Source organism: Oryzobacter faecalis, from assembly GCF_046764005.1.
GTDB lineage: Bacteria > Actinomycetota > Actinomycetes > Actinomycetales > Dermatophilaceae > Oryzobacter > Oryzobacter faecalis.
In genome coordinates this window covers 768,019-781,069 of the sequence record NZ_JBKOFW010000001.1, presented here as the reverse complement: position 1 = coordinate 781,069, position 13,051 = coordinate 768,019, and the positions used below count along the sequence as shown (strand labels likewise).

The 13,051-nt window shown below is 73.6% G+C and carries 13 protein-coding genes and 4 tRNA genes; 3 read left to right on the top strand and 14 right to left on the bottom strand.

Features of this window, described 5'->3' with window-relative positions:
* Positions 1–66: 66 nt before the first annotated feature.
* The 4 genes from ACK8HX_RS03645 to ACK8HX_RS03630 all read right to left on the bottom strand — a co-directional run bounded on the left by ACK8HX_RS03645 (position 67) and on the right by ACK8HX_RS03630 (position 4,187).
* Entirely contained in the window at positions 67–741 is a 675-nt protein-coding gene (locus ACK8HX_RS03645; RefSeq protein WP_411939279.1) for an ArsR/SmtB family transcription factor, read from the bottom strand.
* On the bottom strand, positions 738–2,039 hold the full coding sequence (locus tag ACK8HX_RS03640; protein ID WP_411939278.1) for an MFS transporter: 1,302 nt from the start codon (positions 2,037–2,039) through the stop codon (positions 738–740). The genes ACK8HX_RS03645 and ACK8HX_RS03640 overlap by 4 nt, the downstream gene beginning before the upstream one ends.
* Complete coding sequence (locus ACK8HX_RS03635) at positions 2,036–3,391, bottom strand: MBL fold metallo-hydrolase (RefSeq protein ID WP_411939277.1); 1,356 nt, start codon at positions 3,389–3,391, stop codon at positions 2,036–2,038. The genes ACK8HX_RS03640 and ACK8HX_RS03635 overlap by 4 nt, the downstream gene beginning before the upstream one ends.
* A gap of 109 nt (positions 3,392–3,500) precedes the next feature.
* Positions 3,501–4,187 (bottom strand): hypothetical protein, encoded by a 687-nt coding sequence (locus ACK8HX_RS03630; RefSeq protein ID WP_411939276.1) that lies wholly within the window; start codon positions 4,185–4,187, stop codon positions 3,501–3,503.
* 125 nt (positions 4,188–4,312) lie between these two features.
* Between ACK8HX_RS03630 and ACK8HX_RS03625 the strand changes: the two genes are divergently transcribed.
* Positions 4,313–4,747 (top strand): rhodanese-like domain-containing protein, encoded by a 435-nt coding sequence (locus tag ACK8HX_RS03625; protein WP_411939275.1) that lies wholly within the window; start codon positions 4,313–4,315, stop codon positions 4,745–4,747.
* Between the two features lie 53 nt (positions 4,748–4,800).
* Here the strand turns inward: ACK8HX_RS03625 and ACK8HX_RS03620 are convergent.
* The 5 genes from ACK8HX_RS03620 to ACK8HX_RS03600 all read right to left on the bottom strand — a co-directional run bounded on the left by ACK8HX_RS03620 (position 4,801) and on the right by ACK8HX_RS03600 (position 7,883).
* Positions 4,801–4,874, bottom strand: a tRNA-Val gene (locus ACK8HX_RS03620).
* Positions 4,875–4,934: 60 nt separating this feature from the next.
* Complete coding sequence (locus tag ACK8HX_RS03615; protein ID WP_411939274.1) at positions 4,935–5,384, bottom strand: TIGR02611 family protein; 450 nt, start codon at positions 5,382–5,384, stop codon at positions 4,935–4,937.
* Entirely contained in the window at positions 5,381–6,223 is an 843-nt protein-coding gene (locus ACK8HX_RS03610; RefSeq protein ID WP_411939273.1) for an aminotransferase class IV, read from the bottom strand. Before ACK8HX_RS03610 ends, ACK8HX_RS03615 begins: the two co-directional genes overlap by 4 nt.
* Positions 6,224–6,226: 3 nt before the next feature.
* Positions 6,227–7,261, bottom strand: a complete 1,035-nt coding sequence (locus tag ACK8HX_RS03605) for a chorismate-binding protein (RefSeq protein WP_411939345.1) — start codon at positions 7,259–7,261, stop codon at positions 6,227–6,229.
* Between the two features lie 109 nt (positions 7,262–7,370).
* Positions 7,371–7,883 (bottom strand): flavodoxin family protein, encoded by a 513-nt coding sequence (locus ACK8HX_RS03600; protein ID WP_411939272.1) that lies wholly within the window; start codon positions 7,881–7,883, stop codon positions 7,371–7,373.
* 229 nt (positions 7,884–8,112) lie between these two features.
* Here ACK8HX_RS03600 and ACK8HX_RS03595 point away from each other — a divergent pair, with 229 nt between their 5' ends.
* Positions 8,113–8,724, top strand: a complete 612-nt coding sequence (locus ACK8HX_RS03595) for a hypothetical protein (RefSeq protein ID WP_411939271.1) — start codon at positions 8,113–8,115, stop codon at positions 8,722–8,724.
* Positions 8,725–8,794: 70 nt separating this feature from the next.
* Here ACK8HX_RS03595 and ACK8HX_RS03590 read toward each other — a convergent pair.
* From ACK8HX_RS03590 to ACK8HX_RS03575, 4 genes are all read right to left on the bottom strand, one after another.
* A tRNA-Val gene (locus tag ACK8HX_RS03590) sits at positions 8,795–8,868 on the bottom strand.
* Between the two features lie 29 nt (positions 8,869–8,897).
* A tRNA-Cys gene (locus ACK8HX_RS03585) sits at positions 8,898–8,968 on the bottom strand.
* Positions 8,969–8,989: 21 nt separating this feature from the next.
* Positions 8,990–9,062, bottom strand: a tRNA-Gly gene (locus ACK8HX_RS03580).
* 132 nt (positions 9,063–9,194) lie between these two features.
* Entirely contained in the window at positions 9,195–10,301 is a 1,107-nt protein-coding gene (locus ACK8HX_RS03575) for a YihY/virulence factor BrkB family protein (RefSeq protein WP_411939270.1), read from the bottom strand.
* A 32-nt stretch (positions 10,302–10,333) separates the two neighbouring features.
* Between ACK8HX_RS03575 and ACK8HX_RS03570 the strand changes: the two genes are divergently transcribed.
* Positions 10,334–11,989, top strand: coding sequence for an acyl-CoA dehydrogenase family protein (locus tag ACK8HX_RS03570; protein ID WP_411939269.1), 1,656 nt, complete (start codon positions 10,334–10,336; stop codon positions 11,987–11,989).
* On the opposite strand, the gene ACK8HX_RS03565 is transcribed toward ACK8HX_RS03570, so the two are convergent.
* On the bottom strand, positions 11,979–13,007 hold the full coding sequence (locus ACK8HX_RS03565) for a polyphosphate kinase 2 family protein (protein WP_411939268.1): 1,029 nt from the start codon (positions 13,005–13,007) through the stop codon (positions 11,979–11,981). The two genes, ACK8HX_RS03570 and ACK8HX_RS03565, sit on opposite strands and share 11 nt — an antisense overlap.
* Positions 13,008–13,051 lie beyond the last annotated feature (44 nt).

Below are 13,051 nucleotides of genomic sequence, written 5' to 3'. Positions count from 1 at the left end.
GGGGCGGGCGCCTCTCCAGCGCCACGCAGGTCCGCAGCCCGTCGCCGTCGCCCATTGCACTGCGGCTCACGCGTCGCCGTCGGCGACCGGGAGCCCGGCCAGCCGCCACTCGAGCATTCCCTCCTGCAGCCGCCGGGCGGAGCGGCCGGCGGCGGTGAGCCGGTCGACCGCGTCGTAGGCCAGCACGCAGTAGGCGCCACGGCAGTAGGCGACGATCTCGACGCCGTCGGGCAGCTCGTCGAGGCGCTGTTCGAGCTCGTCCAGCGGCACGGAGACCGCGCCCGGAATGTGCCCGGCGATGTACTCCGTGGTGGGGCGGACGTCGAGGACGACCACGTCGCCGCGGCGAACCCGGCGCAGGAGCTCCTCGCGCGCCACGGCATCGGAGTGCTCGGTGGTCGGTGCGCCCAGGTAACCGGCGGCTGCCCGGTCGGCGTCGGCGAGGTGCGTGGTGGCCACGGCGCGCAGCAGGGCGAGCAGGGCAGCGACGTCGTCACCGGCGAGCCGGTAGTGCACGAAGGTTCCCTGGCGGCGGGAACGGACCAGTCCGGCGTCCTTGAGCGCCTGCAGGTGCATGGATGCCGTGGACAGGCCCAGACCGGCGGCTGCGGCCAGGGCCTCGACGGTGTACCCGCCCTGGGCGATCAGGTCGAGCAGCTCGAGCCGCTTGGGGCTGGACAGGCCCTTGCCGGCCCTGGCGAACTGCTCGTACAGGGCGGTCTTGGACTCGCGCCGGCTCATCGGGTCCCTCCCGCAGGCATCGGCTGTGCCGGTGCCTGCGCGTTCCGGGTCTCGTACATCCGCGCGGCGACGACCGCTCCGGAGACGGCCGTGAGGGCGGCGACGGCGCCGATGGCGACACGCACGCCGTACAGGTCCGCGAGGACGCCGGCCATGAGGGCACCGACGGCGAAGCCGCCGTCGCGCCAGAGCCGGTAGGTGCCCATCGCCCGGGCCCGCCACGCGGGGTGGGCCACGTCGCTGATGGCGGCGAGCAGGGCGGGGTACACCATCGCGGTCCCGGCCCCGAGGAGCACCGCTGCCACGGCCCACCACCCGAACCCGTCGGCGGTGGCCATGATGGCCAGGCCGATGGCCTGGACGCCCATGCCGCCGGCGATCAGCCACCTGCGTCCCCACCGGTCGGACAGGGGGCCGGTGACGAGCTGGCCCAGCCCCCAGACCATGGGGTAGATCGCCGCGAGCAGGCCGATCCGCTGCAGCGACAGCCCAGACGAGAGGAACAGCACGGGGAACAGGCCCCACGCCAACCCGTCGTTGAGGTTGTTGACCAGACCTGCCTGGCTCGCGGATGACAGGGCCGGCTCGCGGAAGGAGGTCTGGGTGAAGACCTGGCCGTTGGTCAGGTGGTCGCCGAGGTGGTCGTGCCGGCCGTCGGTACGGGCCACGTGGCTGCGGGCCTCGAGCCGGGCGTGCTCGCGGGTCTCCCGGACGAACAGGGTCGAGACCCCGAGGCCCAGGGCGGCGAAGGCGATGCCGAGGTAGAACGGCACCGGGCGCAGCCCGTGGGCGGCTGCGAGGTAGCCGGTGGCCAGCGCGGTCAGCGCGACCGCGGCGTACCCGGCGGCCTCGTTGAACCCCATCGCCAGGCCGCGGCGGGCCGGCCCGACGAGGTCGATCTTCATCACCACGGTCGTCGACCAGGTCAGACCCTGGCTGAGGCCGAGCAGCACGTTGGCGAAGACCACCCAGGCCCACGAGGGCGCCCAGATGAGCAGGACCGGTACGGGGATGGCGACCAGCCACCCGGCCACGAGCACCGGCTTGCGGCCGAACCGGTCGGACAGCGTCCCGGCGACGTAGTTGCTGGCCGCCTTGGCCAGGCCGAAGGCGACGATGAAGGTCAGGGCCGCGGTGTGGCCGGGCACGCCGAAGACCTCGGTGGCCAGCAGCGGCACGACCGTGCGCTCCTGCCCGAGCATCCCGCCCACGAGGGCGTTGACGCCGACGAGGAGGCCGAACTGGGCCAGGTTCTCCCGCAGGCCGAGTCGGACCGGACGACCAGGGAGGGTGGTCATGCGCCGACCGCGACCCTCTCGCCGGATGCCTGCGCCCACTCGTCCGGCCCGCACGCCATGATGCTCAGCCCGGTCCTGCCGGCGCGTTCCAGCACGCTGGCCGCGGTGGCCGCACGCTCACCGTGGCCGCACATCGTGACCAGCGGCACGTCCATGAGGGGGGCCGAGCCGACCGCTCCGAGCTCGACGTTCACGGCACCGGGAAGGTGGCCCGTGGCGTACTCCGAGCGTTGCCGGACGTCGACGACTCGCGCCGGGTCGACGGTGGCCGGGTCGGCCAGCGGGGTGCTCGTCGTCGGCTCGCCGGCTGCCGCCCACGCAGCGACCCCGCCGTCGAGCTCGCCCACGACACCGGCGTAGCCCACCTTGCGGGCCTGCCAGACGATCTCCTCCGGATCCTGGTCGGCGTTGCGCACGATGACGATGGGCGTGCCGGGGTCCGGGAGCAGCCAGCCCAGCCAGGTCGCGAACACCCCACGGAGCGGGATCGCGAGGGCACCGTGCAGGTGGGCGGCCGCGTAGTCGACCGTCGGTCTCACGTCGACGACCTGCGCACCCTGCCGGCGCAGGCCGCTCACCTCGGCCACGCCGAGCGCCGCCAGTCCCACCGGTCCGGGGTCGCCGGGGCCCAGCCGGTTGACCTCGGCCAGGCGCGAGAAGTAGGCCGGGTAGGTACCCAGGCCGGCGAGGAGCGACTCCACGAAGGCGTCCTCGTCATCCAGGCGCATCAGCGGGTTCGCCGCCTTCTCCCGACCGATGGTCGACGTGCGGCCCGCGCCCTGCGGGGCCGCGCAGAAGGAGCCCGCCCCATGGGTCGGGTACACCAGCGTGTCGTCGGGCAGCCCGGCGAGCCTGCGCAGCGACCTGAACTGGGCGCGGGTGAGGGCGTCCGTGCGTTCGGGCCCCATGAGGTCCGTCCGGGCAGCCGCACCGACGACGAGCGACCCACCGGTGAACACCGCCAGCGGCCGGCCGCCATCGGTGAGCAGGTAGGACATGTGCTCGTCGGTGTGCCCGGGAGTCGCCCAGCCCCGCAGGGTCAGCCTGCCGACGCCGACCTCCTCCTCGTCGGACAGCCCGACGTGGACGAAGCGCCGACCCCCCTGGGCCGAGGCGATCACCTGGGCCCCGTCCCGGCGCGCCAGCCGCGTCGCCCCGGACACGAAGTCCGCGTGCAGGTGGGTCTCGGCGGCGAACGCCACGGCCAGACCGTGGACGGCGGCGGCGGCGTCCAGCGAGCGCAGGTCGACCGTGGGGTCCACCGCTAGGGCCCGACCATCGCCCAGGTCGACGAGATAGGCCTGGTTGCCCAGTCCCGGGTCCAGGAGCGGTAGGGCGTTCAGGGGGCTCACGGACGGACGACCTGTCGGGTGGAGCTCACGCTCGCCACGCTACTCCATGGAAGTATGGAACAAGAGGACGACGCCGGCCTGAGGCCATCCGCCCGTCGGCCGGCTGGTCTCAGGCCCCGATGAAGACGCGCCCGATCGCGAAGATCCCCCGCTGGGGGATCCAGAAGTCGCCGAGGCGCGCCTGCTCCGGCAGCGGAGCCGGCTGCCCGGCGTCCTGGCCGTCGATCCGCGCGCTGGAGTGGACCACGCGCCAGATGCGCAGCGGGTTGGCGTCGAACGGCTGCCCGTTGGCCGTCAGCCCGGTCATCCCCACTGTCCCGACGCCCAACGTCGCCGACGCGACGGCTCCCATCGCCTTGAGCACGGCCGCTGACCGCCAGACGCGGTACGGCAGCACCGAACCCACGCCGCTCATGACGTGGGTCATCGGCGAGCTCCCCAGCGTCACGGTCCAGTCGACCAGCCCCGGGGACGTCACGCGCAGGACGTTCGGCGCCTCCCAGGCGAGGTCGATGTCGGCCACGGTCGACTCCTGCACTCCATGGCCGAACCAGCGTGAGCAGGCGAACCGTGGCTGGGCAGACTCGTAGAAGTGCCAGATGCCCGCCGGGTCGCGGTGCCAGATCGAGGTGAACTGCTCACCGACCGACGACGCGGTCCACCGACGCAGCCCGAGCACATGACCCGAGGAGAACGGCTGCCCCATCACCCCGTAGCCCGAGACCCGTTCGTCGGCGCCCGGCGGGAGCTGCGGATGCCGCTCCCGCTCGACCGCACGGTCGCGCGGAGACTTCACGATCGAGAACCTAGTCCCCTGATGACACCTGTGAGGCAGTTCGTCCGCCTCCGAGCAGATGCGATGGACCGTGAAGGGCCCATCGGGCTATGGACGCGTTCTGCGACTGCGAGGACGATTGGCGCGTGAGGGCGGCAGGGACGCGCCGGTCGGGGCCGGCGTCGGCGTCGGCGTCGGCGTCGGCGTCGGCGATCGAGGGCTACCTTGCCCAGGCGCGAGCGGACCTGGACCGGGTCGCTCCCGACGCCTTGGCCACCGAGGTCCGCGACGGCGCCGTGGTCATCGACATCCGCCCCTCGGAGCAGCGCGAGCGCGACGGTTCGCTCCCCGGCGCGGTCGTGGTGGACCGCAACGTTCTCGAGTGGCGCCTCGACCCCACCAGCCCGCACCGGCTTCCGCTCGCCTCGGGTGCCGACATCCGCTACGTCCTGGTGTGCAACGAGGGGTACAGCTCGAGCCTCGCCGCAGCGACACTGCGCCGGCTCGGCCTCGGGCGGGCCACTGACCTCGAGGGTGGCTACCGCGCCTGGGCCGCCATGGTCGCCCGGCAGGAACGGTGAGCGGCTCCGCCGAACGCGAAGCCCCGCACCGCCGGCGCGGTCGGGGCCTTCGGTGGATGTGGAGGGACTCGAACCCCCGACCTCTCGCGTGTGAAGCGAACGCTCTAACCAGCTGAGCTACACATCCGGGTGCCTCGCGGCCTGCCGAGGATATACGGACCGGTGGAGGGGGCGGAAATCGGCCCCGTCACCCGAGGCCGGCGTTGAGCCGCAGCCAGCCGGCGATGCCCTCGGGCACGAACGAGGGCACCCCCGTCATCCACAGCACGAGCCAGACCGCGCCGCCGACGACGAGGGCGCACCCGAGCGCGAGGAGGCCCTTGACCCACCACGCCTGCTCCTTGGCCCAGGCCTCCCACGCCCGCACCCTGTCCTTGACGAAGTCGAGCAGCCGCGAGGCCGGCTCGAACTCCGAGGCCCACACCGCGATGCCGAGGATGACGATGAGCCAGCCCGGCCCGGGCAGCGGCACGAGGGCGAGCCCGCCGAGGACGAGCACCAGCCCGGCCGTGAAGACGACCCCGCGGTAGATCCGCAGCGAGTGGGGGTTGGAGCGGATCCGGCGGCGCCACTCCCAGTCCTTCTCGTCATCGCTCGGGTCGCGGAAGATCCTGCTGTGCTTCACCTGCTCGGTCACGGGTCGAGCCCCTTCTCGGCGTGGCGGTCCCAGATCTCGCGCACCCGGGCGGTCACCGGCCCGGGCGCCGTGAGGGCGCGCCCGTCGACCGCCGACACCGCGAAGACGTCCTTGATCGAGGAGGTGAGGAAGACCTCCTCGGCCGACGCGAGGACGTCGAGCGGCAGCGCCTGCTCGACCACCTCGAGCCCCTCGTGGGCACACCACTCGAGGACGAGCTCACGGGTGATGCCGGCGAGGCAGCCGCTGTCGAGCGGCGGGGTGCGGACCACGCCGTCGAGGACGACGAAGACGTTGCTCCCGGTGGCCTCGCACAGCTCACCGCGGGTGTTGGCGAAGATCGCCTCGACGGCGCCGTGCTCCTTGGCCCTGGCGAGGGCGATGACGTTGTCGGCGTACGAGGTCGTCTTCAGCCCGGCCGTGGCGGCTCGCTCGTTGCGGACCCAGGGCACGGTCACGACGGCGCCGTGGGCGCCCGGCCGCTCGTGCGGCACGGCGGTGACGATGTGGGTGAGGGCGGAGTCGAGCCGGTCCGAGCCGAGCGGCCCGCGTCCCCCGGTGACCGTGACCCGCAGCCGCCCGAAGTCGATCGGGTCGGTGTCGAGGACGGCCGCGACGCCCTCGCGGATCCGGTCGTGGTCGGCGGGGGGCAGCCCGAGCCCGGCCACCGTGCGGTCGAGGCGACGCAGGTGGCGCGTCATCGCGAAGGGGGCGCCCCCGTCGATCTTCGCCGTCTCGAACGCCCCGTCGCCCACGGTCACGCCGTGGTCGACGGCGCTCACCGCGGGGTCGTCGGCGCCGACGAGGCGTCCGTCGACCCACACCCTGATCGCTGTCATGCACTACACCCTTCCAGACGCGACGGCGGCACCCGACGCGATGCCGACCAGACGCGCCGCCTTCAGCTCGGTCTCGTCCCACTCCTGAACGGCCACGCTCCCCCACGTGATCCCCGCGCCGGTGCCGAACCGCAGGACGCGACGCCCGTCGTCGGTGCGCGCCGACCAGAACGTGCGGATCCCCACGGCGAGCTCGGCCTCGTCCCGGTCGGCGTCGACCCAGCCCACGGCACCGCAGTACGGCCCCCGCGCGACGGGCTCGAGGTCGGCGATGGCGAGCAGCGCGGTGTGCTTCGGCGCCCCGCTGACCGAGCCCGGCGGGAAGGTGGCGCGCAGGATCTCGGGCCAGCCGACGCCCTCGCGCAGCCGTCCGCTGACGTCGCTGACGAGGTGGACCAGGCCCGGGTGCTCCTCGACGCGGCAGAGGTGGTCCACCTCGACGGTCCCGGGGCGGCTCACCGGGGCGAGGTCGTGGCGCACGAGGTCGACGATCATGACGTTCTCGGCGTGGTCCTTGGCGAGCAGGCCACCGGGCGTGCGGGCGGTCCCCTTGATCGGGCGGGTCGTCAGCCGGTCGCCGCGGCGGACGAGGAAGGCCTCGGGCGAGGCGCACGCGACCTCGAGCCCGGCCTCCGGCAGGTCGACGGTCGCGGCGTACGGCGCCGGGTTCCCGGCCGCGAGGTGGGCCCCGAGGGCGCCGACCGAGGCGTCCTCGGGGAGGTCGTGCTCGAGGACCCGGCAGAGGTTGACCTGGTAGACCGTGCCGGCGGCGATGCGGCGGCGGATCTCCTCGACGCCCTCGATGTAGGCGTCGCGGTCCAGGCTGCCGCTCCAGTGGCGGTCGAGCGGGGCCCACGGCGCCACCGGCGCGGGTCGGGGCGCGCGGTCGACCTCCGCCATCCGCACCGCGGTCAGCTCGCCCTCGAAGGTGACGACGACGACCCAGAAGCCCTCGACGAGGTCGGCGGCATCGTGGGTGACGGCCATGACCCCGCGGGCCACGACTGCCCCGAACCTCGCCTCCGCCACGCCGAGCATCGTAGGCGCCGTGCGCGGGTCGCCCTCCCCCGCGCCGACCCGGGCGGTGCCCCGCGCGCTCGCCGCCGCGCCGTCGTGGGACGCACGGCGGCTCGCCACCTGACCACGGTCAGACCGCGGCGCCGACGGCCGCGGCCACGTCGTGACCCCACGCCAGGGCTCGGTCGAGCTCGCCGTCCTCCAGCGGACCGCCCATGTCCCGGACCCAGAAGCTCTCCGGTGGCGCGATCTGCCGCAGGCCGTGGCGGCGCGCACTGCGGGCCGCGCCGCGTGCCGCCGACCCGGGCAGGTGCCGCACCGACCCCACCCGGGTGTCGAACGTGGCGACACGGACGTCCTCGACCCGGGGCAGCCCCTCCAGCCACTCGCGCAGGCCACGGTCGACCCCGCCGCGCGGTGCGCCCTTGTCACGGGCGTCGCGACGGGTCGACGGGCGCGTCATCGAGAAGGCGTGCGTCGGTCCTCCGGCGACGAGGAGGCCGACCCCGTCGAGGGACGCAGGCGCCGCCCCGACGTCGACGACCTCGACCGGCATCACCTCACCGACCCCGGCGGCGACCTCCCGGGCCACCTGCTCGGTGTTCCCCCAGAACGACTCGTAGACCACCAGTGCCCGTGCCATCTCGACCTCCGAGGGGCGGTCCCTCACGCGGGGACCCGGCCCCACCTCCACGCTAGGCCGGTGCGCCGTACCCGGCGGTGTCTCGTCGGTCACCCAGGCACCCGCAACGGCGCCGGCTCCCCCGGGGACCACTCGTCCGGGCTACAGACACCGGCGGACGCCGCGCGTAGCGTCGACCGGTGGGCCGGCTTCACGGGGAAGCGGCCCGCGGGAAGGACGGTGGATCGGCATGTTCATCCAGGTCATCCAGGGCAGGTGCTCCGACGAGGCCGCGCTGCGCGGGCACATGGACCGGTGGATGGAGGACCTCTCCCCCGGTGCCGACGGCTGGCTCGGCGGCACCTACGGCACGACCGACGACGGCACCTTCGTCGGGATCGTCCGCTTCGCCTCGCGCGAGGCCGCGGCCCGCAACTCGCTGCGTCCCGAGCAGGGGGCCTGGTGGGAGCAGGTGAGCCGCTGCTTCGAGGGCGAGGTCGCCTTCCACGACTGCGACGACGTCATCCTCATGCTCGACGGCGGGTCCGACGACGCCGGCTTCGTCCAGGTCATCCAGGGGCGGGTGGAGGACGCGCCGCGGTTCCGCGAGTTCATGTCCCAGCCGATGGACGGGCTGCGCGAGGCCCGGCCCGAGATCATCGGCGGGACGATCGCCATCGACGACGACGGGTTCTTCACCGAGACCGTCGCCTTCCGCAGCGAGGCCGAGGCCCGCGCGGGCGAGGCCAAGGAGATGCCGCCCGAGATCGCCGACGAGTTCGACCGGGAGATGGAGCAGGTCAAGGACCTGACCTACCTCGACCTGCACCACCCGTGGTTCGCGACGAGGGCGCCGGCCTGAGCCCAACGGTTCGGCCCCGCGCCCGGGCACGAGGAAGCCCGCCGGACCGAGGTCCGACGGGCTTCGTGCGTGGACGCGAGAGGACTCGAACCTCCGACCCCCACCGTGTCAAGGTGGTGCGCTAACCAGCTGCGCTACGCGTCCGGGGTGATGCGTGCTACGGGTACTTCTCGAGGTGGAGACGGGATTTGAACCCGTGTACGCGGCTTTGCAGGCCGCTGCCTCGCCTCTCGGCCACTCCACCGTGGGGGCGGCTAACCCTCCGAGCGGATGACCGGGTTCGAACCGGCGACCTCAACCTTGGCAAGGTTGCGCTCTACCAACTGAGCTACATCCGCACGCATCCCTCGCGATTCCCCTTCCGGAGCCCCGCTCGGCGTGCTCGGAGACAGTATCCGATCCGCGAGGCGAACTCCAAACCGGCACCTCGCGTCACCGGTGGGGGCGACGGGACCCGTGGGGCGGGCATCTCAGCGGTCGGCCTCGACGGGGTCGCGCTCGCGTCGGCGGCGCTCCTCGGCCATCGGCGTCAGGGGTGCCCTGGCCGCCTCGCGCAGGCTCGTCAGGCCGAGCGTCGTCTCCTCCTCGGGGGTGCCGTAGCCGTCGAACGGGTCACCCCAGCGGCTGCCGGTGGCCCGGCGCTCGCGGTGGTCGCGGACCCAGGCTCCGAGGCGCTCGTGGAGGCTGCGCTCCTCGGCGGCCGGCCACAGCTCGCGCACCGCGGCGTTGAGCGCGGCCCCGATGAGGACGGCGATCGCGAGGGCGTAGAGCCAGATGAGCAGGACGATCGGCGCGCTGAGCGGTCCGTAGATCGAGGTGCCACCGAGCGAGGCGGCGATCGTCCCGCGGACGAAGTACGACGCGAGGGCCCAGATGACGAGGGTCAGGACGGCGCCGGGCACGTCCCTCGTCCAGGGCGACCGGCGCGGCGTCGACACGTGGTAAAGGCTCGTCAGCCCGCCGACGGACAGCACCGTGACCAGGGGCCAGTACAGGCCCACGAGCGGGTCCCACGGCGCCGGGAGGAAGCCGCTGATGGTCGTGGGGCCGAGGAGGACGAGCGGGATGGTCACGACGCCGAGGACGAGGGCGAGGACGTAGAGGGAGAACGACAGGGCCCGGGTCCGGACGATCCCGCGGACGCCGGACTGCCCGTACATGATCGCGATGGTGTCGACGAAGACGTTGAGGGCGCGCGACCCCGACCACAGCGAGAGCAGGAAGCCGAGCGAGATGAGGTCGAAGCGGCCGTCGCGGAAGACGTCCTCGACCGTCGGGCCCAGGGTGTCGTCGATGACGTCGGCGGTGAGGAAGCGCGCCGCGTACTCGTTGATCGAGCCGCGCACCTGCTCGACGGCGGCCTCGCCGAGCCAGTCCCCGACGTAGCCCAGACCTCCGAAGAGCCCGAGGAGGAGGGGCGGGAGCGAGAGGAGCGCGAAGAAGCCGGCCTCCGAGGCGAGGCCGGTGACGCGGTAGCGCAGGCAGACGCGGACCGTCGCGATGACGAGGCGGGCCAGCGGGAGCAGCCCCGGGACGCGGGCGAGCGCCCGCCGGAGGCGCCGCTTGGCGTCGGTCATGGCGTCAACGGTAACCGCCCTAGGCTCGAGGGATGCGGACCCACGTCGTGAGCAACGTCGTCCCCCCACCTGCGGGGCTGCACGGGCTGCGGTCCGACGCGCCGCTCTCGGACGCCGTCCGGCGCTGGGTGGAGCCGGTCGACCCCGACGGCGCCGCCGCCCTCGACGACCTCGGCGCGCTCGCCGGCAGCGAGGAGGCGAGGGCGTGGGGCGAGGACGCCGAGCGGGTCACCCCGGTGCTGCGGACGCACTCCCCCACCGGCGAGCGGCTCGACGAGGTGGCCTACCACCCGAGCTACCACCGGCTCCTGACGGAAGCCGTCGGGGCAGGCCTCACCGGCGAGCCGTGGACGCGCCCCGACGGCTCCGGCGCCCACGCGCGGCGGGCGGCGGGCTTCCTCCTGTGGTCGCAGGTCGACGCGGGCCACCTGTGTCCGGTCTCGATGACGTACGCGGCCGTGCCGGCGCTGCGGGCCGAGCCGTCGGTGGCCGGGCGGTGGGTCCCCGGGCTGGCGTCGAGGACGTACGAGCCGCAGCTCGCACCCGCCTCCGCCAAGACCGGGCTGACCGTCGGCATGGGCATGACCGAGAAGCAGGGAGGCAGCGACGTCCGGGCGAACACGACGCGGGCCGTGGCGTCCCGGGGCGGGCCGCTCGCCGGCGGCGAGACCTACCGCCTCACCGGCCACAAGTGGTTCTGCTCCGCGCCGATGAGCGACGGCTTCCTCGTCCTCGCGCAGACCGGGGCGGGGGTGGGCTGCTTCCTCGTGCCCCGCGTCCTCGACGACGGCACCCGCAACGAGATCCGCCTCCAGCGACTCAAGGACAAGCTCGGGAACCGGTCGAACGCGTCCTCCGAGATCGAGCTCGACGGCACGTGGGCGCTGCGGGTCGGCGAGGAGGGGCGCGGCATCCGGACCATCATCGACATGGTCGCCTCCACGCGCCTCGACTGCGTCGTCGGGTCGGCGGCGACGATGCGGGCCGCGCTCGTGCGGGCCGTGCACCATGCCCGGCACCGCTCGGCGTTCGGGGCCCTCCTCGTCGACCAGCCGCTCATGCGCAACGTCCTCGCCGACCTGGCGCTGGAGTCCGAGGCCGCGACGCTGCTCGCGCTGCGTCTCGCGCACGCGGTCGACGCCGGGGAGGGCGAGCTGTCGCGGCTCGGGGTGGCACTCGGCAAGTTCTGGGTCTGCAAGCGGACCGCGCCGATGGTCGCCGAGGCACTGGAGTGCCTCGGCGGCAACGGGTACGTCGAGGAGAACGGGCTCGCCCGCCTCTACCGCGAGGCCCCGCTCAACTCCATCTGGGAGGGCTCGGGCAACGTCAACGCCCTCGACGTCGTGCGCGCCCTCACCCGGGAGCCGGCGTCCCTGGCCGCCCTCGGCAAGGAGCTCGCCCTCGCGAGGGGCCACTCGACCGCGCTCGACACGGCGATCGACGCCTGCGACGAGGCGGCGGCGGTCGCCCTGGGCGCCGACGGAGCGTGGCAGGCCCGGCGGGTCGTCGAGCGGCTGGCGGTGACCCTCCAGGCGGCGCTGCTCGTGCGGCACGCCCCGGGTCCGGTGGCCGACGCCTTCGTCGCGAGCCGGCTCGGCGGGTCGCACGGCGCGACCTTCGGGACCCTGGGGTCCGAGGTCGGCGCCGAGGCCGTGGCCGTGCTGTTGGAGCGGGCTCTCAGGGACTGAGGGCGAGGCGCTCCTTCTCCCTCTCGACGTCGAAGTCGGCGGCGGGCCACTGCGGGTCCATCGCCTCGAGGTGCTCGAGGAGGAGGTTGGTCACGGCGAGGCGGGCGTACCACTTGCGGTCCGCCGGGACGACGAACCAGGGAGCGGCGTCGGTCGAGCACTTCTCGAGGGCGGCCTGGTAGGCCTGCATGTAGTCGGCCCAGTGCGAGCGCTCGTCGAGGTCGCCGGGGTTGTACTTCCAGTGCTTGTCCTCGCGCTCGAGGCGCTCGGTCAGGCGGGCCTTCTGCTCCTCGCTGCTGATGTGCAGCATGACCTTGACGATCGTCGTGCCGTCGTCGACGACCCCCTGCTCGAAGGCGTTGATCTGTGCGTAGCGGCGCGACCACGTCGCCTTCGGGACGAGGTCGTGGACGCGGACGATGAGCACGTCCTCGTAGTGGCTGCGGTCGAAGACGCCGATGTCGCCGGGCGTGGGCAGGGCCCTGCGGACACGCCAGAGGAACGGGTGCCGCTTCTCCTCGGCGCTGGGCGCCTTGAACGAGGTGATGTCGACGCCCTGCGGGTCGACCGCCCCGACGACGTGGCGCATGATGCCGCCCTTGCCGGAGGTGTCCATGCCCTGGATGACGAGGAGGACCGAGCGCGCGCCACCCCCGCGCGACTCCGCGTAGAGCCGCTCCTGCAGGTCGGACAGCCGCTGCTGCAGGTCGCCCATGACGGCCTCGCCGTCCTCCTTCGCGCCGGTGAAGCCGGGCGTCGAGGCCGGGTCGAGCGCCACCAGGGAGAAGCCGGGGCCGACCCGCAGCACCTCGCTCCAGGTGACCGGCTCGACCTCCTTCTCGGCGCGAGCCTTCGCGGCCTTCTTCCGCTTCTTCTCGGCCTTGGCCGCCGCCTTGCCGGTGAGCGCCTCGTCGGGGGTGGCCTCGCCCGCCGCGGGCGCGCCCTTCTCGGCGACCTCGCTCGATGGGACGTCGCCGCCCTTGCCCTTCTTCTGCTTCTTCTTCCCGCCCTTGCCCATCGCCGCATCCTGTCAGAGGACGGGGGCGCGTGGCGGTGCCACGA